Below are 25,706 nucleotides of genomic sequence, written 5' to 3' on the forward strand. Positions count from 1 at the left end.
CGGTGGAACACGAGGGAGCGAGATCAACCATGGCGGACGAAGAGAGGCTGCGCGAGTACCTGACGCGGGTCATCGCCGAGCTGCACCAGACCCGCCAGCGGCTCCGCGAGGTCACCGCCGAGGAGTCCGAGCCGGTGGCCATCGTCGCGATGAGCTGCCGCTACCCCGGCGGCATCGCCTCACCCGAGGACCTCTGGTCGTTCGTCTCCGCCGGTGGCGACGCCATCGGCGGGTTCCCCACCGACAGGGGCTGGGACCTCGACCGGCTGCACCACCCCGACCCCGACCGGCCCGGCACCTCGACCACCAGCTCCGGCGGGTTCCTGCACGACGCGGGGAGGTTCGACGCCGCCCTGTTCGGCATCTCCCCCCGCGAGGCGGTCGCCATGGACCCGCAGCAGCGGCTGCTGCTGGAGGTCACCTGGGAGCTGTTCGAAAGGGCCGGTATCGCCCCGCTGTCGCTGCGCGGCAGCCGCTCCGGCGTCTTCGTCGGCACCTCCGGGCAGGACTACGCGGCCGTGCTGCACCGCGCCCCCGGCGTCGAGGGGTACGTGCTCACCGGCACCGCCGCCAGCGTCGTCTCCGGCCGGCTCGCCTACACGTTCGGGCTGGAGGGCCCCACGGCCACCGTGGACACCGCCTGCTCGTCGTCGTCCGTCGCCGTCCACCTCGCCTGCCAGGCCCTGCGCGAGCGCGAGTGCGGCCTCGCCCTCGCCGGCGGCGCGACCGTGCTGGCCACCCCCGGACCGTTCGTCGAGTTCTCCCGGCAGCGCGGCCTCGCCGCCGACGGCCGGTGCAAGTCGTTCGCCGCCGCCGCCGACGGCACCGGCTGGTCCGAGGGCGCCGGCATGCTGCTGCTCGAACGCCTCAGCGACGCCCGCCGCAACGGCCACCCCGTCCTCGGGATCATCCGCAGCTCCGCCGTGAACTCCGACGGCGCGTCCAACGGCCTCACCGCCCCCAACGGCCCCTCCCAGCAGCGGGTCATCCGGCAGGCCCTGGCCGGCGCGAAGCTCACCCCCGATCTGGTCGACGTGGTGGAGGCGCACGGCACCGGCACCACCCTCGGCGACCCCATCGAGGCCCAGGCGCTGCTCGCCACCTACGGCCAGGACCGGGGCGACGCCGCGCCGCTGCTGCTCGGCTCGATCAAGTCGAACATCGGCCATACCCAGGCCGCCTCCGGCGTCGCTGGGATCATCAAGATGATCATGGCGATGCGGCACGGCACCGTGCCCGCCACCCTGCACGTCGACCAGCCCACCCCGCACGTCGACTGGGCCGCCGGCGCGGTCACCCTGGTCACCGAACCGACCCCCTGGCCGGCCGTGGACCGGCCCCGCCGGGCCGCCGTCTCCTCGTTCGGGATGAGCGGCACCAACACCCACCTGGTCCTCGAACAGCCCGAGGACACCCCCGCCGAGACGGACCGGCCGGACCTGCCCACGCCCGCGCCGGTGCTGCTCACCGGCCGCACCCGCGCCGCGCTGCGCCGCCAGGCCGAGCAGTGGTCCGGGCACGTCGCCGCCGCCGACCCGTGCCTCGCCGACGTGGCCTGGTCCTCGGCCGTCTCCCGGACCCCCCTGGAGCACCGGGCCGTCGTCCTCGCCGACGACCGGGACACCCTGCTCACCGCCCTGACCGCCCTCGCCGACGACCGGCCCGCCCCCGGCCTGGTCACCGGCGCCGCCGCCGAACGCGGCGCGGTCGCCTTCCTCTTCTCCGGCCAGGGCGCCCAGCGCGCCGGCATGGGCCGCGAGCTGTCGCAGGCGTACCCCGTTTTCGCGCAGGCCCTCGACGAGGTCTGCGCCCACCTCGACCACCGGCTGCCCAGGCCGCTGCGTGCGGTGATGTTCGCCGAGCCCGGCACCGACGACGCGGCGCTGCTCGACCAGACCGTCTTCACCCAGGCCGGGCTCTTCGCCGTCGAGGTGGCCCTGCACCGGCTCCTCGGCTCCTGGGGGATCACCCCCGACATGGTCGCCGGGCACTCCATCGGCGAGGTCACCGCCGCCCACGTGGCCGGCGTGCTCACCCTCGACGACGCGTGCGCCCTGGTCGCCGCCCGGGGCCGGCTCATGCAGGCCCTCCCGGCCGGCGGGGCGATGCTCGCCGTCGCCGCGACCGAGGCCGACGTCGCCGCCACCCTGGAGGGGCTGACCGACCGGGTCGCCGTCGCCGCCGTCAACGGGCCCGCCTCCGTCGTCGTCTCCGGCGCCGGCGCGACCGTCGACGAGCTGGCCGAACTCTGGGCCGGGCGGGGCGCGAAGGTGCGGCGGCTGCGGGTCAGCCACGCCTTCCACAGCCCCCTCATGGAGCCGATGCTCGCCGAGTTCGCCGCCGTCGTCGCCGGCCTCGACCTGCGCGCCCCGATCCTGCCCGTCGTGTCCAACCTGACCGGCGAACTGGCCGACCCGGCGGAGCTGCGCACCCCCGGGTACTGGGCGCGGCACGTCCGGGAGGCCGTCCGCTTCGCCGCCGGCGTGCGCACCCTGCGCGCCCACGGCGTCGGCACGTTCGTCGAGGTCGGCCCGGACGCCGTCCTCGCCGCCAGCGCCGAGGAGACCCTCGCCACCGTCGAGGCGGCCACCGACGTCGCCCCCGCCGTGGTCGTGCCGGTGCTGCGCCGCGACCGCCCGGAACGCCGCACCCTGCTCGGCGCGCTCGCCCGGCTGCACGTCGCCGGCACGCCGGTGGCCTGGGCGGATCTGTTCGCCGACCGGCCCGGCCGCCTCGTCGGCCTGCCCACCTACCCGTTCGAGCGGCAGCACTACTGGGTGCCGGCCGAGGAACCGGCCGACCCGGCCACCGCCGCGACCGGGCTGCTCGACCGGCGCTTCTGGGACGCCGTCGAACGGGCCGACCTCGACGCCCTGCGCGACACCCTGGCCGTCGACGACGAGGCCGCCGCCGAGTCCCTGCGCACCCTGCTGCCCGTCCTCGCCGACTGGCGGCGGCAGCGGCAGGAGCACTCCGTCCTCGACGGCTGGCGCTACCGGGCCGACTGGCAGGCCACCGCCGAACCCGCCCCCGGCCGCCTCGCCGGCACCTGGCTGCTCGCCGTGCCCGCCGGCGCGGACGACGACCCGGCCGTCCGGGCCGTCCGGGCCGCGCTCACCGTCGCCGGGGCCGAACCGCTGCCGCTGACCGTCGACCCCGACGCCGACCGGGCCGCCCTCGCCGCCGCCGTGACCGAGGCCGCCGCCGACGTCGCCGGGGTGGTCTCCCTGCTCGCCTGGGAACCCTCCGCCGACCGGGCCGCCCTGCCCGGCCTGCCCGCCACCCTCGCCCTGGTCCAGGCGCTCGGCGACGCCGGCCTCGACGCCCCCCTGTGGCTGGTCACCCGGGGCGCCGTGGCCGCCGCCTCCTACGACCGGCTCGCCGACCCCGCGCAGGCCGCGATCTGGGGCCTCGGCCGGGTCGTCGGCGTCGAGGCCCCGCACCGCTGGGGCGGCCTGGTCGACCTGCCGACCCACCCCGACGACCGCGCCGCCGGCCGGCTCGCCGCGATCCTCACCGGCCCCGGCGGCGAGGACCAGCTCGCCGTACGCGGCCCCGGCGTCTTCGCCCGCCGCCTGGTCCGCGCCGCCGTCGGCGACCGCCCCCCGGTACGCCGGTTCACGCCCACCGGCACCGCGCTGATCACCGGCGGCACCGGCGGCCTCGGCGCCCGCGCCGCCCGCTGGCTCGCCGCCACCGGCGTCGAACACCTCGTGCTGGTGAGCCGGCGCGGACCCGCCGCCCCCGGCGCCGCCGAGCTGGAGGCCGAGCTGACCGCCCTCGGCACCCGGGTCACCGTGGCCGCCTGCGACATCGCCGACCGCGCCGCCCTCGCCGCCCTGCTCGACCGCGTCGAGGCCGACGGCCCACCCGTCCGCGTCGTCGTGCACAGCGCCGGCATCGCCCAGACCACCCCGCTCATGGCGGTCACCGCCGCCGAACTGGCCGAGGTCACCGCCGGCAAGACTGCCGGCGCCACCCACCTCGCCGACCTGCTCGCCGGCCGGGAATTGGACGCCTTCCTCGTCTACTCCTCCATCGCCGCCACCTGGGGCAGCGCCGGCCAGGTCGGGTACGCCGCCGGCAACGCCTACCTCGACGCGCTCGTGCAGCAGCGTCGGGCCGACGGGTACGCCGGCACCGCCATCGCCTGGGGCCCCTGGGCCGACGGCGGCATGCACGGGGCCGCCTCCGACCAGGGGCTGCGCCGCCGGGGCCTGCCCGCCATGGACCCCGCCGTCGCCATGGGCGCGTTGCAGCAGGCCCTCGACCACGACGACGTCACCCTCACCGTCGCCGACGTCGACTGGTCCCGCTTCGCCCCCGCGTACGCGTCGGCGCGGCGGCGACCGCTGCTCGACGGCGTACCGGAGGCGAAGGCCGCCCTCGACGGCGGCGCACCCGTCGACGACGGCGACGAGGGCCCCGCGGCGACCCTGCGCCGCAGGCTGACCGGGCTGACCGCCGCCCGGCGCGAGGAGACCGTCGCCGACCTGGTCCGGGAACTGGCCGCCGACGTGCTCGGCCACGACGGCGGGGCCGCCGCCGTCCCGCCCGGCACGGCGTTCCGGGACCTCGGCTTCGACTCGCTGACCGCCGTGGAGCTGCGCAACCGGCTCGTCGCCGCCACCGGGCAGGCGCTGCCCACCACCCTCGTCTTCGACCACCCCACCCCGGTCGTGCTGGCCCGCCGCCTGCTCACCGGCCTCTTCGGCGCCGCCGACGCGCCGGCCCCGACCGCCGCCCCGACCACCGTGGACGACGACGAGCCGATCGCCATCGTCGCCATGTCCTGCCGCTACCCGGGCGGCGCCGACGACCCGGACCGGCTGTGGCGGCTCGTCGCCGACGGCGTCGACGCCATCGGCGACTTCCCCACCAACCGGGGCTGGGACCTCGACCGCCTCTACGACCCCGACCCGGCGCACCCAGGCACCACGTACTCCGACCAGGGCGGATTCCTGTACGACGCGGCGGACTTCGATGCCGGGTTCTTCGGCATCTCGCCCCGGGAGGCCTCCGCGATGGATCCGCAGCAGCGGTTGTTGTTGGAGGCGTCGTGGGAGGTGGTGGAGCGGGCAGGGGTTGATCCGGGGGGGTTGCGGGGTTCGCGAACAGGGGTGTTCGTGGGGACGAATGGTCAGGACTATGGGGCCCTGTTGATGGTGTCTGCGGATGAGGTGGAGGGGTTCGCGGGGACGGGGAATGCGGCGAGTGTGGTGTCGGGTCGGGTGGCGTACGCGTTGGGGTTGGAGGGGCCGGCGGTGTCGGTGGACACGGCGTGTTCGTCGTCCCTTGTGGCGTTGCATCTGGCGGTGCAGTCGCTGCGGCGCGGCGAATGTGACCTCGCCCTGGCCGGCGGCGTCACCGTGATGACCACCCCCGGCACGTTCGCCGAGTTCTCCCGCCAGCGGGCCCTCGCCGCCGACGGCCGCTGCAAGCCGTTCGCGGAGGCGGCGGACGGCACGGGCTGGGGTGAGGGCGTCGGCGTGCTGCTGGTCGAGCGGCTGTCCGACGCTCGCCGCAACGGGCATCACGTGCTGGCGGTCGTGCGGGGGAGCGCGGTCAACTCCGACGGCGCGTCCAACGGCCTCACCGCGCCGAACGGCCCGTCGCAGCAGCGGGTGGTCCGGCAGGCCCTCGCCTCGGCCCGGCTGTCCACGGCGGACGTGGACGTGGTGGAGGCGCACGGCACGGGCACGACGCTGGGCGACCCGATCGAGGCGCAGGCGCTGCTGGCCACGTACGGGCAGGACCGGGGCGACGCCGCGCCGCTGCTGCTCGGGTCGATCAAGTCGAACATCGGCCACACCCAGGCGGCGGCCGGCGTCGCCGGAATCATCAAGATGGTGCAGGCGATGCGCCACGGGACCGTACCCGCGACGCTGCACGTCGACGCGCCGTCCTCACACATCGACTGGACGGCCGGGGCGGTCGCCCTCGTCACCGAGGCCACGCCGTGGCCGGAGACGGGCCGGGCGCGGCGGGCGGCGGTGTCGTCGTTCGGCATGTCCGGCACCAACGCGCACATCATCATCGAGCAGGCCGACGAGCCCGCCGATCCGGACGTCGTCGCCGTGGCCCCGGGCCTGGTCGGCGCGGGCGTGACGGTGTGGCCGGTGTCGGCCCGGTCCAGGGCGGCCCTCGCCGGCCAGGCCGCCCGCCTCGCCGCCCACCTCCGGGGACGCGGTGACCTCGACTCCGCCGCCGTGGCGTGGTCCCTGGCGACGACCCGGTCGGCGTTCGACCACCGGGCGTCGGTCGTCGGGTCGAGTGTCGAGGAGTTGCTGGCGGGCCTGGACGCCCTGGGTGCGGGTGCGCCTGCGGGGACGGCCGTCACGGGCGTGGTCGCGTCCCACGGTGCGGGTCCGGTGTTCGTGTTCCCGGGTCAGGGTGCGCAGTCGGCGCGGATGGCGGCGGGTCTGGTGGGTCGGACGCCGGTGTTCGACGCGCGGCTGGCGGAGTGTCAGCGGGCTTTGGCCCCGTTCCTGGACGTGGATCTGGTCGCGGTGTTGACGGGTGGCGACGAGTCGTGGTTGGACCGGGTCGAGGTGGTGCAGCCGGTGTTGTGGGCCGTCGGGGTCGCCCTGGCGGCGGTGTGGCGGCACGCGGGGGTGGTGCCGCAGGCGGTCGTCGGGCATTCGCAGGGCGAGATCGGTGCGGCGTGCGTGGCGGGGATCCTGTCGCTGGACGACGCGGCGAAGACGGTGGCGTTGCGCTCCCGTGCCCTGGCCGCGCTGCGGGGCACCGGGGCGATGGCGTCGGTGGACCTGTCCGCCGACGCGGTGACCGAGCGGCTGCCGGGCTTCCCGGGTGTCGGGGTGGCGGCGGTGAACGGCCCGGCCACGGTGGTGGTGTCCGGCCCGCCGCAGCCCGTGGCGGATCTGGTGCAGGCGTGCACCGATGAGGGGCTGCGGGCCCGGTTGATTCCGGTGGACTACGCGTCGCATTCGGTGTCGGTGCAGGAGGTCGCGGAGCGGTTGCGGGCGGATCTGGCCGGCGTGACCCCGCAGGCCGGTCACACCCGGTTGGTGTCGACGTTGACCGGGGACTGGGTGGACCCGGCCTCCATGGGCGCGCAGTACTGGTACGACAACCTGCGGCAGACGGTGCAGTTCGACGCGGCGGTCCGGGTGGCGGTCGCGGCGGGGCATTCCACGTTTGTGGAGATCAGCCCGCATCCGGTGTTGACGATGCCGGTGACGGCGATCCTCGACGATGCCGGCACGACCGGGCACACGTTGGGCAGCCTGCGTCGGGGTGACGACGACGCGACCCGGTTGTTGACGAACCTGGCGACCGCGCACGCCATCGGCCTGCCCGTCGACCTGACGAAGGTCCTCGCCGCCACGGCGACCGTCGACCTGCCCACCTACGCCTTCGACCGGGGCCGGTACTGGCTGGACGCGCCCGCCCACCGGGTCCGGGACGTCGGCTCCGCCGGCCTCCAGGACGCCGGCCACCCGCTGCTCAGCGCGGCGATCCCCGTCGCCGACGACCAGACGGTGGTGCTCACCGGCCGGCTGTCGGTGCGTACCCACCCGTGGCTGGCCGATCACGCCGTCGGCGGCGCGGTGATCGTCCCCGGCACCGGCGTCGTCGACATGGTGGTCCGGGCCGGCGACGAGGTCGACGCCGGACACGTGGGCGACCTGACGCTGATCAGCCCCCTCGTGCTCCCGCCCGGCGGCGCCGTGCAGGTGCAGGTGCTCGTCGGCGCGCCGAGCGACGCCGGCGAGCGGGCCGTCACCGTGCACTCCCGGCCCGAGGAGGACGGCTCCGGCGAGTGGACCCGGCACGCCGAGGGCCTGCTGCTCCCGCAGCTTCCCGCCCCGGTGGTCGTCGCCGGCCAGTGGCCGCCGGCCGACGCGGTCGAGGTCGACGCCGACCTCGACGCCTGGTACGCGGGGATGGCCGAGGGAGGTCTCGGCTACGGCCCGGCCTTCCGGGGCCTGCGCCGGGTGTGGCGCGGCGCCGACGAGGTCTACGCCGAGGTGGCGCTGCCCGACTCCGCCGCCGCCGAGGCGCCCCGGTTCGGGCTGCACCCGGCCCTGTTCGACGCGGCCCTCCAGGCCAGCGGGCTCACCGACCTGCTGGGCGAGGACGCCGCCGCCGGCACCGGCTGGATGCCGTTCGCCTTCCGGGCGGTCGACCTGCACGCCCACGGCGCGACCCGGCTGCGGGTGCGGATGCGGTCGCTGGGCCCGGACACCGTCACGGTCACCCTCGCCGACACCGCCGGCCAGCCGGTCGCCACCGTCGAGTCGCTGACCTTCCGCCCGGTCGCCGCCGGCCGCGCCGACGAGGCCGCCACGCTGCGCCGCACCGCCCTGTTCCACCTGGACTGGACGCCGCTGCCGCCGGCCGACGCGGCGGCGGGGACGACCCGCTGGGCGCTGCTCGGCGACGACACCCCCGGCCTCGGCGACGCGCTGACCGCCGCCGGGCACCCCGTCGACGGCCACGCCGACCTGGCGGCCCTGGTCGCCGCGATCGAGCGCTCCGGGGACGTACCCGACGTGGTGGTGGACCTGGGGGCCGACGCGGACCCGGCGCGGGCGGCCGAGGCCGCGCACGACGCCGCCCGGGACGCCCTCGCCCTCGTGCAGGCGTGGCTCGGCGAGCCCCGGCTGGAGCGGGCCCGGCTGGTCCTGCACACCGCCGGCGCGGTCGGCGCGGCCCCCGGCGAGGCCCCCCGCGACCTGGCCGGCGCCGCCGTGTGGGGGCTGGTCCGGTCGGCCCAGTCCGAGCACCCGGGCCGGTTCACGCTGCTCGACACCGACGGCGCCGCCGCCTCGCTCGCGGCCGTCCCGGCGGCCGTCGCCTCCGGCGTGCCGCAGCTCGCGGTCCGCGACGGCGCGCCGCTGACGCCCCGGCTGGTCCGGGCCCGCGACGCCGGGGCGCTGCCGCTGCCCGCCGACGACGCGCCGTGGCGGCTCGACGTCACCGAGAAGGGGACGCTGGAGAACCTCGCCCTGCTGCCCGCCCCGGCGCAGGGCGACCTGCCGGCCGGCCACGTCCTCGTCGCGCTGCGCGCCTCCGGCCTGAACTTCCGCGACGTGGTGCTGGCCCTCGGCATGGTGCCCGACCAGGAGGTGCTGGGCAACGAGGGGGCCGGCGTGGTGCTCGACGTCGGGCCGGGGGTCACCGACCTCGCCCCGGGCGACCGGGTGACGGGCATCTTCTCCGGCTCGTTCTCCTCCGTCGCGGCCACCGACCGTCGCCTGCTCACCCGCATCCCCGACGACTGGTCGTACGCCGAGGCCGCCGCCGTGCCGGTGGTGTTCCTGACCGCCTGGTACGGCCTGGCCGAGCTGGGCCGGCTGACGGCGGGGGAGTCCGTGCTGGTGCACGCGGCGGCCGGCGGCGTCGGGATGGCCGCCGTGCAGATCGCCCGCCACCTCGGCGCGGAGGTCTACGGCACGGCCAGCCCCGGCAAGTGGCCGGCGCTGCGCGCCACCGGCTTCGACGACGCGCACCTCGCCTCCTCCCGCACCCTCGACTTCGTCGACACCTTCCGCGACCGCACCGGCGGGCGGGGCGTCGACGTGGTGCTCAACGCGCTCAGCGGCGATTACGTCGACGCGTCCCTGCGGCTGCTCGCCCCCGGCGGCCGGTTCGTCGAGATGGGCAAGACCGACAAGCGCGATCCCGAGAAGGTGGCCGAGGCCCACCCCGGCGTCGGCTACCAGGTTTTCGACCTCATCGAGGCCGGGCCGGCCGAGATCGGTCGGATGCTCGGCGAGCTGATGGCGCTGTTCGCCACCGGCGCGCTGCGCCCGCTGCCCCGGCGCACCTGGGACGTGCGGCGGGCCCCGGAGGCGTTCCGCTTCCTCAGCCAGGCCCGGCACGTCGGCAAGCTCGCCCTGAGCATCCCGCAGCCGCCCCGGCTCGACGGCACCGTCCTGGTCTCCGGCGCCACCGGCACCCTCGGCGCGCTGCTCTGCCGGCACCTGGTCACCGCGCACGACGCCCGGCAGCTCCTCCTGGTCAGCCGGCGCGGCCCCGACGCCGAGGGCGCCGACGAGCTGCTGGCCGACCTCAAGGCGCTCGGCGCGGACGTGTCGATCGTCGCCGCCGACCTGGCCGACCCGGACGCCGTCGCCGACGTGCTGTCCATGGTGGACGCCCGGCAGCCGCTGCGGGCCGTCGTGCACGCCGCCGGGGTCCTCGACGACGCCACCGTCTCCTCGCTCACCCCCGACCGGCTCGACGCGGTGCTGCGGCCGAAGGTCGACGCGGCCTGGAACCTGCACCGGGCCACCCTCGGCCACGAGCTGACCGCGTTCGTGCTGTTCTCCGCCGCCGCCGGCGTGTTCGGCGGCCCCGGGCAGGGCAACTACGCCGCCGGCAACGCGTTCCTCGACGCCCTCGCCGAGCACCGCCGGGCCCTCGGCCTGCCGGCGGTCGCCCTCGCCTGGGGCCGGTGGGCGCAGGCCAGCGGCATGACCGGGCACCTCGACGCCGCCGACATCCGCCGGCTCGACCGGGGCGGCATGGCCGCCCTGTCCAACGACGAGGCCCTCGCCCTGTTCGACGCCGGCTGGCGGTCCGAACGCCCCGTCCTCATGCCGGCGAGGATCAGCACCGGGATGGCGGCGCCGGGCGTGCCCGTCCATCCGCTGCTGGCCGGCCTGGTCCGCGCCGCCGGCCGCCGGGCCGCCGCCGGTGAGGCCGCCGACGGGCAGGCGCTCGCCGCGACCCTGGCCGGCCTCTCCGACGACAAGCGGGTACGCGCCCTGCGCGACCTGGTGCTGTCGCACGTGGCCGTCGTCCTCGGCCACGGCGACCCGGCCGGCATCGAACCGACCCGCGCGTTCCGGGAACTCGGCTTCGACTCGCTCACCGCGGTCGAGCTGCGCAACCGGCTCGGCGCGGCCACCGGGCTGCGGCTGCCCGCGACGCTGGTCTTCGACAACCCGACGCCGGCGGCACTCGCCGCGCACCTCGCCGGGCAGTTCGCCCCCGCCGGCGCGGCGGACACCTCGGCGGTGGCCGGGCGGGAACTCGACCGCCTCGAGGCGGCGCTCTCCGGCCTCGACCCGGCCGACGACGAGTTCCGCCGGATCACCGACCGGCTGCACGGCCTGCTGGACCGGCTGGCCGAGCGGCAGTCGGAGGCGGACGGCGACGACGACCTGGAGTCGGCCACCGCCGAGAACATCTTCGACCTGATCGACCGCGAGCTGGAGACGTCGTGACCAGCCGCAACGACCACGGCATGCCGAGTGAGGTGGGTCCACGGTGAGCAACGAGGACGAGAAGTACGTCGAGTACCTGAAGCGTACGACCTCGGAGCTGCGGCGCACCCGGCGGCGGCTGCGCGAGCTGGAGGACCGGGCGCAGGAGCCCATCGCCATCGTGGCGATGAGCTGCCGCTACCCCGGCGGCGTCTCCTCACCGGAGCAGCTCTGGGACCTCGTCCGCGACGGCGGGGACGGCATCGGCCCGTTCCCCGTCGACCGGGGCTGGGACCTCGACCGGCTGTTCCACCCCGACCCCGACCACCCGGGCACCAGCTACGTGTCCGAGGGCGGCTTCGTCTACGACGCCGCCGACTTCGACGCCGACGTGTTCGGCATCTCGCCCCGCGAGGCCGCCGCCATGGACCCGCAGCAGCGGCTGCTGCTGGAGACGTCCTGGGAGGCGTTCGAGCGGGCCGGGCTGCCGCTGCCGGCGGTGCGGGGCAGCCGCACCGGCGTGTTCGTCGGCGCCGCGTCGCACGGCTACGACGCGATGATGGCCCAGGCCCAGGCCGAGAACGGCGAGGGGCACCTGCTCACCGGCAACGCCACCAGTGTCATCTCCGGCCGGGTCGCGTACACCCTCGGTCTCGAAGGGCCGGCGGTCACCGTCGACACCGCCTGCTCGTCGTCGCTGGTCGCCGTGCACCTCGCCGCGCAGGCGCTGCGCAACGGCGACTGCGAGCTGGCCCTGGCCGGCGGCGTGACGGTCATGCCCACCCCGGCGGTCTTCGTCGGCTTCTCCCGGCAGCGCGGCCTCGCCGCCGACGGCAGGTGCAAGGCGTTCGCCGCCGGGGCCGACGGCACCTCCTGGTCCGAGGGCATCGGCATGCTGCTGCTCGCCCGCCTCACCGACGCCCAGCGCCACGGGTACCCCGTCCTCGCCGTGGTGCGGGGCAGCGCCGTCAACTCCGACGGCGCGTCCAACGGGCTGAGCGCCCCGCACGGCCCCTCCCAGGTGCGGGTCATCCGGCAGGCCCTGGCCAACGCCCGGCTCACCCCCGAGCAGGTCGACGTGGTCGAGGCGCACGGCACCGGCACCCGGCTCGGCGACCCGATCGAGGCGCAGGCGCTGCTGGCCACGTACGGGCAGGATCGGGGCGACGCCGCGCCGCTGCTGCTCGGCTCGGTCAAGTCGAACATCGGCCACACCCAGGCCGCCGCAGGTGTCGCCGGGCTGATCAAGATGGTGCTGGCCATCCGGCACGGCGTGGTCCCGCCGACCCTGCACGTCGACCAGCCGTCCCCGCACATCGACTGGACCGCCGGGGCCGTCAGCCTCGTCACCGAGGCGACCCCGTGGCCCGCCGTGGACCGGCCCCGCCGGGCGGCCGTGTCGTCGTTCGGGGTGTCCGGCACCAACGCGCACACCATCGTCGAGCAGGCCCCCGCCACGGAGGTGGGCGAGGACGCCCCGACGGCCGGCCGTCCGGTCGTACCGGTGCTGCTGTCGGCCCGGTCGGAGGCCGCGCTCGCCGCGCAGGCCGGCCGCTGGGCCGGGTGGCTGGACGCCGACGCAGGCCTGCGTCCCCTCGACGTCGCCCACTCGTCGGTCGCCTCCCGGTCCCCCCTGGACACCCGCGCTGTCGTCGTCGCCACCGGCCGGGACGACCTGCTGGCCGGGCTGCGGGCCCTCGCCGCCGGCTCGCCGGCCGGCACCGTGCTCACCGGCACGGGCTCGACCCGCGGCCAGCTCGCGGTCCTCTTCTCCGGCCAGGGCGCGCAGCGCGCCGGCATGGGCCGGGAGCTGTACGAGACCTTCCCCGTGTTCGCCGCCGCCCTCGACGAGGCGTGCGGGCACCTGGACCGGACCCTGCCGCGCCCCCTGCGGGAGGCGCTGTTCGCCGCCGACGGCACCCCCGAGGCTGCTCTGCTGGACCAGACCGTGTTCACCCAGGCCGGCCTGTTCGCCGTCGAGGTGGCCCTGTTCCGGCTGGTCGAGTCGTTCGGGATCGCGCCGGACTTCGTGGGCGGCCACTCGATCGGCGAGATCACGGCAGCCCACGTGGCCGGGGTGCTCTCCCTCGAACACGCCTGCGCGCTGGTCGCCGCCCGGGGCCGGCTGATGCAGGCCCTGCCGGCCGGCGGCGGGATGCTCGCCGTCGCCGCGCCGGAGGCCGACGTCGTGGCAACGCTGGACGGGCTGACCGACCGGGTCGGGATCGCCGCCGTCAACGGGCCGACGGCCGTCGTCGTGTCCGGCGACGCCGACGCCCTCGACGAGGTCGAGCGGGCCTGGCGGGACCGGGGCACCCGCACCCGCCGGCTCGCCGTCAGCCACGCCTTCCACAGCCCGCTCATGGAGCCGATGCTGGCCCGGTTCCGGGCGGTGCTCGACAGGCTGACGTTCGCCGCCCCGCTGCTGCCGGTGGTGTCGAACCTGACCGGCGCGCTCGCCGACCCCGACGAGATCCGCACGGCCGAGTACTGGGTGCGGCACGTCCGGGAGGCCGTCCGGTACGCCGACGGGGTGACCGCGCTGCGCGCCGCCGGCGTCGACACGTTCCTGGAGATCGGGCCGCGCAGCGTGCTCACCGCACTGACCGCCGACGCGCTGCCTGTCGACGCGCTGCCTGTCGACGCGCTGCCTGTCGACGCGCTGCCCGGTGGCGCGCTGCTCGGTGACGCCGGTGTCCTCGCCGTCGCCGCCCAGCGCGCCGACCGGCCCGAGGCCGCCGCCCTGCTCGCCGCCCTCGCCGAGCTGCACGTCCACGGCGTCCCCGTCACGTGGCAGCCGTGGTTCGCCGACACCGGGGCGACCCGGGTCGACCTGCCCACGTACGCGTTCCAGCACCAGCGCTACTGGCCCGAGTTCGCCCCCGCCGCCGAGCCGACGGGGCGGGCCGACGTCGCCGAGGGCGACTTCTGGGCGGCCGTGGAACGCGGGGACCTGCCCGCAGTGGCGTCCCACCTCGCCGTGCAGGACGACCCGGCCGCCGTAGAGGCCCTCGCCCCGGCCGTGCCGGTCCTGTCGTCCTGGCGCAAGGCCCGCCTCCGCGACGCCGCCCTCGACGCCTGGTCGTACCGCGTCGACTGGGAACCCGTCCGCCCCACCCCCACCCCGTCCCTTACGTCCCGCTGGCTCCTCATCACCCCCACCCCCACCCCCACCCCCACCGATCTTGCAGTTGGGGCCCCCGATACGGGCGTTACGCGGCCTTCGTCGGGGCCCGAAGTGCAAGATCGCGTGGAGCGGGCGGGGGTCGCGGGCGTGCTGGGGGGTGCGGGGGCGCGCGTTGATCGGCTCGTCGTGCCCGCCGGGGTTGGTCGTGGGGAGTTGGGCGAGGCGCTGCGGCAGTGCGGCGAGTCGGGCTGGGCCGGGGTGGTGTGCGTGCTGCCCGAGAGGGACCCGGGCCTGCCGGACGCCCCCGCCGTGCCGGCCGGCACCGCGCTGCTGCTTGCCCTCGTCCAGGCCCTCGCCGACACCGGCCTGCCTGGCCGGCTCTGGTGCGTCACCCGGGGCGCGGTGTCCGTCGGCGGAGGCGAGAGCGTCACCGACCCGGCGTCGGCGGCGGCCTGGGGTCTCGGCCGGGTCGTCGCCCTGGAACACCCCGACCGCTGGGGCGGCCTGATCGACCTGCCCGCCCTTCCAGTCGGCGCCGCGATGCCCGCCCTGTCAGTCGGCACCGCCCTGCCCGCCCACACCGACCGGCTTGCCGACGGCACCGGGCCCGGTGCCGCCACCCCGACGGGCGGGACCGCCGACCGCCTGGACCGCCTCGACCGGGCCACCGGGGACGCGCTGCTCGCCGTCCTCGCCGACGCCGGCCACGACCAGGTGGCCATCCGCCCGCAGGGCACCTTCGCCCGCAGGCTCGTCCCGGCCGCCCCGCCCGTCGGGCCGGGTTGGCGGCCGTCGGGCACGGTGCTGGTCACCGGCGGCACCGGCGCGCTGGGTCGGCACACCGCCCGGTGGCTGCTGGCCAACGGGGCCGCCGAGGTGGTCCTCGCCTCCCGGCGGGGCCCCGACGCCCCCGGCGCCGCCGAGCTGGTGGGCGACCTCGCCGACCTCGGCACGGTGCGGGTCGTCGCCTGCGACGTCACCGACGCCGAGGCCGTCGCCGCGCTGGTCGCCGGCCTGCCGGACCTGACCGCCGTCGTACACACCGCCGGGGTCGTCGACGACGGCGTCCTCGACGGCCTCGACCCGGCCCGGATGCAGACCGTCCTCGACGGCAAGGTCCGCGCCGCCCGGGTGCTGCACGAGGCCACCGCCGGCCGGAACCTCGACGCGTTCGTGCTCTTCTCGTCCCTCGCCGGGGTCGTCGGCAGCGCCGGCCAGGGCAACTACGCGGCGGCCAACGCGTACCTCGACGCGTTCGCGGCCTGGCGGCGCGGCCAGGGGTTGCCCGCGACCGCGCTCGCCTGGGGCGCCTGGGCCTCCGACGGGATGGCCGCGACCACCGCCGCGCTGACCGCCCGGCTCACCCGGGGCGGCATCAACCCGCTGCCCGCCGCCGAGGCGGTCACCGCGCTCGGCCGCCTCGTCAACGCCGCCGAGCCGGCCCTCACCGTCGCCGACGTCGACTGGGGACGCCTTGCCGCCGCCTGGGGCCGGCCCACCCCGCTGATCGCCGCCCTGGCCGGGGTGCCCGCCGCGCCCGCCGGCCCCGTCCGCGCCGTGGTCGTCGGCCGGTCCCTGCCGCAGCTCACCGAGCTGGTCCGCACCCAGGCCGCCGTGGTACTCGGCTACCCGGCCGGCCAGCCCCTGCCCGACCGGACCTTCCGCGACCTCGGCTTCGACTCGCTCACCGCCGTCGAGCTGCGCAACCGGCTCACCGCCGAGACGGGCATGACCCTGCCCGCCACCCTCGTCTTCGACCACCCCACCGTCGCCGAGCTGGCCGCCCACCTGCACGACCGCACCGCCGGCCAGGCACCCGGCGAGGTGGTCGCCGACGGCACCGACCTGCACCGCGAGCCGATCGCCATCGTCGCGATGAGCTGCCGCTTCCCCGGCGGGGTGTCCTCGCCCGAGCAGCTGTGGGACCTGGTCTCCGGCGGCACCGACGCGATGACCCTGATGCCCGGCGAGCGCGGCTGGAACGTCGCCGAGCTGTACCACCCCGACCCCGAACACCTCGGCACCAGCTACGTCCGGGAGGGCGGCTTCGTCGCCGGGGCCGGCGAGTTCGACCCCGCCTTCTTCGGCATCAGCCCCCGCGAGGCCCTGGCCATGGACCCCCAGCAGCGGCTGCTGCTGGAGACCACCTGGGAGGCGTTCGAGCGGGCCCGGATCGACCCGACCGCGCTGCGCGGCAGCCGCACCGGCGTGTACGTCGGCACCAACGGCCAGGACTACGGCTCGCTGCTGATGGCCGCCGGGGGCGTCGACGAGAACTACCTCGCCACCGGCACCTCCGCCAGCGTCATCTCCGGCCGGCTGGCGTACACGTTCGGGCTGCACGGCCCCGCCGTCACCGTCGACACCGCCTGCTCGTCGTCGCTGGTCGCCATGCACCTCGCCGCGCAGGCCCTCCAGGCGGGGGAGTGTGACCTGGCCCTGGCCGGCGGCGCCACCGTGATGGCCACCCCCGGGATCTTCGTCGGCTTCTCCCGGCAGCGCGGGCTGGCCGCCGACGGCCGGTGCAAGCCGTTCGCCGGGGCCGCCGACGGCACCGGCTGGGGCGAGGGAGTCGGCCTGCTGGTCCTCCAGCGGCTCTCCGACGCCCGCCGCGACGGCAACCCGGTCCTCGCGATCGTGCGGGGCAGCGCCGTCAACCAGGACGGCGCGTCGAACGGGCTCACCGCCCCCAACGGCCCCGCCCAGCAGCGGGTCATCCGGCAGGCCCTGGCCAACGCCCGGCTCACCGCCGACCAGGTCGACGCCGTCGAGGCGCACGGCACCGGCACCACCCTCGGCGACCCGATCGAGGCGCAGGCGCTCATCGCCACGTACGGCCACGACCGCCCCGCCGGCCGGCCGCTGTGGCTCGGCTCGATCAAGTCGAACATCGGCCACACCCAGGCAGCAGCCGGCGTCGCCGGGGTGATCAAGATGGTGCTCGCCATGCGGCACGGGGTGTTGCCCCCGACCCTGCACGTCGACGAGCCCACCCCGCACGTCGACTGGTCCGCAGGCAGCGTCGAGCTGCTCACCGCCGCCCGCCCCTGGGAGCCGGCCGACGGCGTCCGCCGCGCCGGGATCTCCTCGTTCGGCATCAGCGGCACCAACGTGCACACCATCCTGGAACAGGCCCCCGCCGAGGAGCCCGCCCCGACCGCCGGCGGGCCGACCGGGGAGCTGCCCTGGGTGCTGTCCGGGCGTACCGCCGCCGCCCTGGCCGCCCGCGCCCGCGACCTGACCGACCACCTCGCCACCCTCGCCGAGGGCGGGCCTGCCGACGCCGCGCTCGCCGACGTCGGCTGGTCCCTGGTGGCCACCCGGGCCGCACAGGACCACCGGGCCGTCGTCTTCGCCGCCGACCGGGACGGCCTGGCCGCCGCGCTGGGCGCGCTCGCCGACGGACGGCCCACCCCGGAGACCGTCACCCGGGGAGCCGGTACGCCGGGCGAGGTCGCCTTCGTCTTCCCCGGCCAGGGCTCCCAGTGGGTCGGCATGGCCGCCGAGCTGCTCGACACCGCCGGAGTCTTCGCCGAGAAGTTCGCCGCCTGCGCCGAGGCGCTGCGCCCGTACGTCGACTGGTCGCCGGCCGACGTGGTGCGCGGCGCACCCGACGCACCCTCCCTGGACCGGGTCGACGTCGTCCAGCCCACCCTGTTCGCGGTCGGCGTCTCCCTCGCCGCGCTCTGGGAGTCGTACGGCGTCCGCCCGACCGCCGTCGTCGGCCACTCGCAGGGCGAGATCGCCGCCGCGCACGTCGCCGGCGCCCTCACCCTCGACGACGCGGCGGCCGTGGTCGCCCTGCGCAGCCGGATCATCGCCGGCATCGCCGGGGGCGGCGGGATGGTCTCCGTCGCCACCACCGCCGACGAGGCCGCCGGCACCGTCGCCCGGTGGGACGGCCGGGTCGCCCTCGCCGCCGTCAACGGCCCCACCTCCGTCGTCGTGTCCGGCGACGGCGCCGCCCTCGACGAGTTGGTTGCCCACTACGAGGCCCGCGAGGTGCGGGTTCGCCGGATCCCCGTCGACTACGCCTCGCACTCCGCCCACGTCGAGCCGCTGCGCGACCAGCTCCGGGAACTCCTCGCCGGGCTGACCCCGCGCACCAGCGAGATCCGGTTCCGGTCCACCGTCACCGGCGACTGGCTCGACACCGCCGGCCTCGACGCCGACTACTGGTACCGCAACCTGCGGCAGACCGTCCGCTTCGACGACGCCGTGCGCAGCCTCGTCGCCGCCGGCTACCACACCTTCGTCGAGGTCAGCGCCCACCCGGTGCTCACCATGGCCGTGCAGGAGAGCGTCGAGCTGGCCGCCGCCGACCCGGGCGCGGTCACCGTCACCGGCACGCTGCGCCGTAACGAGGGCGGCCTCGGCCGGTTCCTCCGCGCCGTGGCCGAGGTCTACGCCGGGGGTACGCCCGTCGACTGGCGGCCCGCGTTCGCCGGGCTCGCCGCGCACCGCCGCGACCTGCCCACGTACCCCTTCCAGCGGCAGCTCTACTGGCCGCAGCCGGCCCCGGCGTCCGCCCCGGCCGCCTCCGCCGGCCCGGTCGAGGGCGACGAGGTCGACGCCCGGTTCTGGGCCGCCGTCGAGGCCGAGGACCTGACCGCCCTCACCGCCGAACTCGCCGCCGACGCGACCGACGCGCTGCCCGAGGCGGCCGTCGCCGGCGTGCTGCCCGCCCTCGCCGCGTGGCGCCGCCGGCACCGCGACCAGGCCACCGTGGACTCCTGGCGGTACCGCGACGCCTGGCTGCCCGTCGCCGCCGACGGGCCCGGCGAACCCACCGCCGCCGGCACCTGGTGGCTGGTCACCGGGCCCGACGACACCGACACCGCGCAGGCCGCGTTCTGCCGGGACGCCCTCGACCGGCGCGGCGGCACCGTCGTACCCCTGGCCCTGGACGCCGAGCGGACGGACCGCGCCGCCCTCGCCGACCGGCTGCGCGACCTCGCCGCGGCGGGACCGGTCGCCGGGATCGTGTCGCTGCTCGCGCTCGACGAGACGCCCGCCCCGGCACACCCGTCCGCGCCGGTCGGCTTCGCCGGCACGGTCACCCTGACCCAGGCCCTCGGCGACGCCGGCGTCCGCGCCCCGCTGTGGACGCTGACCTGCGGAGCCGTCTCCACCGACCCCGCCGACCCGCTGCCGCACCCCGTGCAGCAGCTCGCCTGGGGCTTCGGCCGGGTCGCCGCCCTGGAACACCCCGACCGCTGGGGCGGCCTCGTCGACCTCCCCGACGAGCTGGACGCCGCCGCCGGCCGGCGGCTGGTCCGCGTCCTCACCGGCGTCGACGGCGAGGACCAGGTGGCCCTGCGCCGGGCCGGCGCGTTCGGCCGCCGGCTGCTGCGCGCCCCGCTCGGCGACGCCCCCGCCAGCCGGGCCTGGCGGCCCTCCGGCACCGCCCTGGTCACCGGCGGCACCGGCGCCCTCGGCGGGCACATGGCCCGCTGGCTCGCCACCAACGGCGCGTCCCACCTGGTGCTGCTCAGCCGGCGCGGCCGGCAGGCCGAGGGGATCGCCGAGCTGGAGGCCGAGCTGGCCGGCCTGGGCGCCCGGGTCACCGTGGCCGCCTGCGACGCCGCCGACCGTGACGCGCTCGCCGCCGTCATCGCCGACGTGCCCGCCGAGCACCCGCTGACCGCCGTCGTGCACACCGCCGCCGTCCTCGACGACTCCGTGATCAACTCGCTCACCCTGGAACAGGTCGGCTACGCGCTGAGCGCCAAGGTCAACGCCGCGCTCAACCTGCACGAGCTGACCCGTGACCTCGACCTCGACGCGTTCATCCTGTTCTCCTCGATGGCCGGCACCGTCGGCAGCTCCGGCGTCGGCAACTACGCCCCCGGCAACGCGTTCCTCAACGCCCTCGCCGAGCACCGGCGCGGCCTCGGCCTGCCCGCCACCTCCATCGGCTGGGGCGCGTGGGGCGGCGGCGGCATGGCCGAGGGCGACTTCGGCCGGATGCTGCACCGCCACGGCGCGCCCGAGATGCATCCCCGGCTCGCCGTCGCCGCGCTGCACCAGGCCGTCGAGCACGACGAGACCTTCCTGACCATCTCCAACATCGCGTGGGACCGGTTCTACGTCGCGTTCACCGCCACCCGGCCCGGGCCGCTGATCGCCGAGATCCCCGAGGCGCAGCGCCTGGCGGCCACCAAGGGCCTCGTCGAGGCGAAGGAGGCGGAGGAGGCCGGCCCGGCCGGGGCGTTCACCCGGATGAGCGCCGCCGAGCGTCAGCAGGCGCTGCTCGACCTGGTCCGCGACCAGGCCGCCACCGTCCTCAAGTACGACGGCGGCCAGGCCATCGACCCGCACCACGCGTTCCGGGACCTCGGCTTCGACTCGGTGACCGCCGTGGAGCTGCGCAACCGGCTCGCCACCGCCACCGGGCTGCGCCTGCCGGTGACCCTGGTCTTCGACTACCCCACCGCCACCGCGCTCGCCCGGCACCTGCACGAGGAACTGGGCGGCGGGGCCGACGCCCCGGTGGAGACCGCGCGTGTGACGCTCAGCGACGACGAGCCGGTGGCGATCGTCGCCATGTCCTGCCGGTTCCCCGGCGGCGCAGGCGACCCGGAGCGGTTCTGGCAGATGCTGCACGCCGGTCGGGACGCCGTCTCCGACCTGCCCGGCGACCGGGGCTGGGACGTCGAGCGCCTGTACGACCCCGACCCCTATTCCACCGGCACCTCCTACGTACGCAACGGCGCCTTCCTGTACGAGGCGGCGGACTTCGATGCGGGCTTCTTCGGGATCTCGCCGCGTGAGGCGCTGGCGATGGATCCGCAGCAGCGGTTGTTGTTGGAGGCGTCGTGGGAGGTGGTGGAGCGGGCAGGGGTTGATCCGGGGGGGTTGCGGGGTTCGCGAACAGGGGTGTTCGTGGGGACGAATGGTCAGGACTATGGGGCCCTGTTGATGGTGTCTGCGGATGAGGTGGAGGGGTTCGCGGGGACGGGGAATGCGGCGAGTGTGGTGTCGGGTCGGGTGGCGTACGCGTTGGGTTTGGAGGGGCCGGCGGTGTCGGTGGACACGGCGTGTTCGTCGTCCCTTGTGGCGTTGCATCTGGCGGTGCAGTCGCTGCGGCGCGGCGAGTGCGACCTGGCGCTCGCGGGCGGCGTGACGGTGATGGCCACGCCCGGGTTGTTCGTGGAGTTCTCGCGGCAGCGGGGATTGGCCGCCGACGGGCGGTGCAAGGCGTTCGCGGCGGGCGCGGACGGCACGGGCTGGGGTGAGGGCGTCGGCGTGCTGCTGGTGGAGCGGCTTGCCGACGCGCGGCGGAACGGGCACCGGGTCCTGGCGATCGTGCGGGGGAGCGCGGTCAACCAGGACGGTGCCAGCAACGGTCTGACGGCGCCGAACGGCCCGTCCCAGCAGCGGGTGATCCGGCAGGCCCTCGCCTCGGCGCGACTGACCACGGCGGACGTGGACGTGGTGGAGGCGCACGGCACGGGCACGACGCTGGGCGACCCGATCGAGGCGCAGGCGCTGCTGGCCACGTACGGGCAGGGCCGGGACGAGCCGCTGCTGCTGGGCTCGGTGAAGTCGAACATCGGCCACACCCAGGCGGCGGCCGGCGTCGCCGGAATCATCAAGATGGTGCTCGCCATGCAGGAGGGCGTCGTACCGGCGACCCTGCACGTCGACGGGCCCTCGCCGCACATCGACTGGGCGTCGGGCGCTGTCTCGCTGGTCACGGAGGCCACCCCGTGGCCGGCCGTGGGCCGGGCGCGTCGGGCGGCGGTGTCGTCGTTCGGCATCTCCGGCACCAACGCGCATGTGATCATCGAGCAGGCCGACGACGAGCCGGCGGAGCCGGTCGCCGTTCCCGCCACGGGCCCGGGGCTGGTCGCCTCGGGCGTGACGGTGTGGCCGGTGTCGGCCCGGTCCAGGGGTGCCCTGGCCGGCCAGGCCGCCCGCCTGGCCCGGTACGTGCGTGAGCACGACGGCGTCGCGCCCGCTGCGGTGGCGTGGTCCCTGGCGACGACCCGGTCGGCGTTCGACCACCGGGCGTCGGTCGTCGGGTCGAGTGTCGAGGAGTTGCTGGCGGGCCTGGACGCCCTGGGTGCGGGTGCGCCTGCGGGGACGGCCGTCACGGGCGTGGTCGCGTCCCACGGTGCGGGTCCGGTGTTCGTGTTCCCGGGTCAGGGTGCGCAGTCGGCGCGGATGGCGGCGGGTCTGATCGGTCGGACGCCGGTGTTCGACGCGCGGCTGGCGGAGTGCCAGCAGGCTTTGGCCCCGTACCTGGACGTGGATCTGGTCGCGGTGCTCACCGGTGATGACGAGTCGTGGTTGGACCGGGTCGAGGTGGTGCAGCCGGTGCTGTGGGCCGTCGGCATCGCCCTGGCGGCCGTCTGGCGGCACGCGGGCGTGGTGCCGCAGGCGGTCGTCGGGCATTCGCAGGGTGAGATCGGTGCGGCGTGTGTCGCCGGGATCCTGTCCCTGGACGACGCGGCGAAGACGGTGGCGTTGCGTTCGCGTGCCCTGGCCGCGTTGCGGGGTACGGGGGCGATGGCGTCGGTGGACCTGTCCGCCGACGCGGTGTCCGAGCGGCTGCCGGGCTTCCCGGGTGTCGGGGTGGCGGCGGTGAACGGCCCGGCGACGGTGGTGGTGTCGGGGCCGCCGCAGCCGGTGGCGGATCTGGTGCAGGCGTGCACGGACGAGGGCCTGCGGGCCCGGTTGATTCCGGTGGACTACGCGTCGCATTCGGTGTCGGTGCAGGAGGTCGCGGAGCGGTTGCGGGCGGATCTGGCCGGCGTGACCCCGCAGGTCGGTCACGTCCGGTTGGTGTCGACGTTGACCGGGGACTGGGTGGACCCGGCCTCCATGGGCGCGCAGTACTGGTACGACAACCTGCGGCAGACCGTGCAGTTCGACGCGGCGGTCCGGGTGGCGGTCGCGGCGGGGCATTCCACGTTTGTGGAGATCAGTCCGCATCCGGTGTTGACGATGCCGGTGACGGCGATCCTCGACGACGCCGGTACGACCGGGCACACGTTGGGCAGCCTGCGTCGGGGTGACGACGACCCGACCCGGTTGTTGACGAACCTGGCGACCGCGCACGCGATCGGCCTGCCCGTCGACCTGACGAACGTGCTCGCGGAGACCGACGTGGTGCCGCTGCCCACGTACGCCTTCGACCGGGACCGGTTCTGGCCGACCGCGATTGCCGGGCAGCCCGGTCAGGACGACGCGCCCACCGGCGTCGACTCCGCGTTCTGGGCCGCCGTCGAGCGGGAGGACCTCCCCGCGCTGGCGGAACTCACCGCGCAGAGCGCCGCCGAATCCCTCGAACGGCTGGGCGCGGCCCTGCCGGTGCTCGCCTCCTGGCGGCGGCAGCAGCGGGAACGCTCCACCCTCGACGACTGGCGCTACCGCAGCGTCTGGCAGCCGTACACCGGGACGCCCGTCAGCTTCATCCCCGGCGCCTGGTGGGTCCTCGCCGACGAGCGGCACGCGGCCGACGGCGAGACGGCGGTCGCCGAGCTGACCCGCCGGGGCGCCGACGCCCGGCTGGTGCTGCTGCCCGAACGGCTTGCCGACCGGGCCGCCGTCGCCGAGCACCTGGCCGCCGCCACCCGCACCGCCGACGGGGACACCGCCCCGGCGGACGGCGTCCTGTCGCTGCTCGCCCTCGCCGACGGCGCGGTCGACGACACCCAGCCGGTGCCGCCGTTCCTCGCCCGCTCGCTGGCCCTGATCCAGGCCCTCGGCGACCTCGACGTGTCCGCGCCGCTGTGGTGCGTCACCCGGGGCGCCGCCGGCACCACCCGGGGCGGGACCGTCGACCGGCCGGAGCAGTCGCTGCTCTGGGGCCTCGGCCGGGTCGTCGCCCTGGAACACCCCGAGCGCTGGGGCGGCCTGGTCGACGTGCCGGCCACCCTCGACGACCACGGCTGGGACCTGCTCTGCGCCGCCCTCGCCGGCCTCGACGGCGAGGACCAGCTCGCGGTCGACGGGGCCACCGTCCTCGTCCGCCGGCTGGTCCGGGCTCCCGCCGGGCCCCCCGCCGCCGACGCGCCCGACCACCCGGGCACCACGCTGGTCACCGGCGGCACCGGCGCGCTCGGCGCGGAGGTGGCCCGCTGGCTGGCCGCCCGGGGCGCCGAGCACCTGCTGCTGGTCAGCCGCCGGGGTGCGGACGCGCCGGGCGCCGCCGAGCTGGCCCGGGAGCTGACCGACGCGGGCAGCCGGGTCACCGTCGCGGCCTGCGACGTGGCCGACCGGGCGGCGCTGGCGAAGCTGCTCGACGACGTGCCCGCCGACGCGCCGCTGACCGGTGTCGTGCACGCGGCGGGCGTCCTCGACGACGGGGTCCTGGACGGCCTCACCGCCGACCGGATCGCCACCGTGCTGCGGCCCAAGGTGCTCGGCGCGCTGCACCTGCACGAGCTGACCGTCGGCCGGGACCTGCGCACGTTCGTGCTGTTCTCCGCGATGGCGGGCCAGCTCGGCGCGGCCGGCCAGGGCAGCTACGCCGCCGCGAACGCGTACCTCGACGCCCTCGCCGAGCAGCGGCACCGGCAGGGGCTGCCGGCCACCTCGATCGCCTGGGGTCCCTGGGCGGCCGGCGGGATGGCCACCACCGACCCGGCCGTGGAGGAGCGTCGCCGCCGCACGGGCGTGGCCCGCCTCGACACCGCGCCCGCCCTCGCCGCGCTGGAGCGGTGCGTGGCGCGGCGCGAACCGGCCACGCTGGTCGCCGCGATCGACTGGGCCCGGTACGTGCCGGGGTTCGTCGCCGTCCGCCCCAGCCCACTGCTCACGGGCGTCGCCGAGGCGCAGCGGGCCGTCGCCGAGCGGGCCGACGACTCCGGGGCGTCCCCCGAGTCGCTGGCCGCCCTGCTCGCCGGGCAGACCGACGCCGAGCGGCGCAAGACGCTGCTGGAACTGGTACGCGGCCAGGCCGCCGCCGTGCTCGGGCACGCCTCGATGGACGCCGTCGAGCCGGACCGGGCCTTCCGGGAGCTGGGCTTCGACTCGCTGACCGCGGTGGAGCTGCGCAACCGGCTGTCCGCGACGACCGGCGTCCGGCTGCCCGCCACGGTGGTCTTCGACTATCCGACCGCCGCCGGCCTCGCCGAGTACGTCCGGGCGGCGATCGTCGACGGCGGGGTGGTCGGTGTCGCGCCGGTCTTCGGCGAGCTGGACAGGTTGGAAGCGGCGCTCACCGGCTCGGCGCCGGACCGCAGCGCCCGGATTCGGATCACCGAGCGGCTGCGGGCGCTGCTCGCCTCCCTGAACGAGGACGACGCCCCGGGCGGCGGCGGGGACACCGTCGCCGAGAAGCTCCAGGACGCCACGCCGGACGAGGTCTTCGACTTCATCGACCGGGAGCTGGGGGTGTCCTGACGTGATCGCTGCTGAGTCGACGGGTCAACACAAGGAGTGGGCGG

Annotated in this window: 2 protein-coding genes; both read left to right on the forward strand. The window is 76.5% G+C overall.

The annotated features are described in order from the left end of the window. The first annotated feature begins 2 nt into the window (after window positions 1–2). On the forward strand, window positions 3–11,201 hold the full coding sequence (locus tag GVV04_RS26610; protein WP_456238326.1) for a type I polyketide synthase: 11,199 nt from the start codon (window positions 3–5) through the stop codon (window positions 11,199–11,201). Between the two features lie 43 nt (window positions 11,202–11,244). Continuing rightward, the gene (locus tag GVV04_RS33545; protein ID WP_161691678.1) at window positions 11,245–25,662 is read left to right on the forward strand and encodes a type I polyketide synthase; all 14,418 of its coding nucleotides are present in this window, start codon (window positions 11,245–11,247) and stop codon (window positions 25,660–25,662) included. Window positions 25,663–25,706 lie beyond the last annotated feature (44 nt).

This window comes from Micromonospora rubida (genome assembly GCF_009908295.1).
Lineage (GTDB): Bacteria > Actinomycetota > Actinomycetes > Mycobacteriales > Micromonosporaceae > Micromonospora > Micromonospora rubida.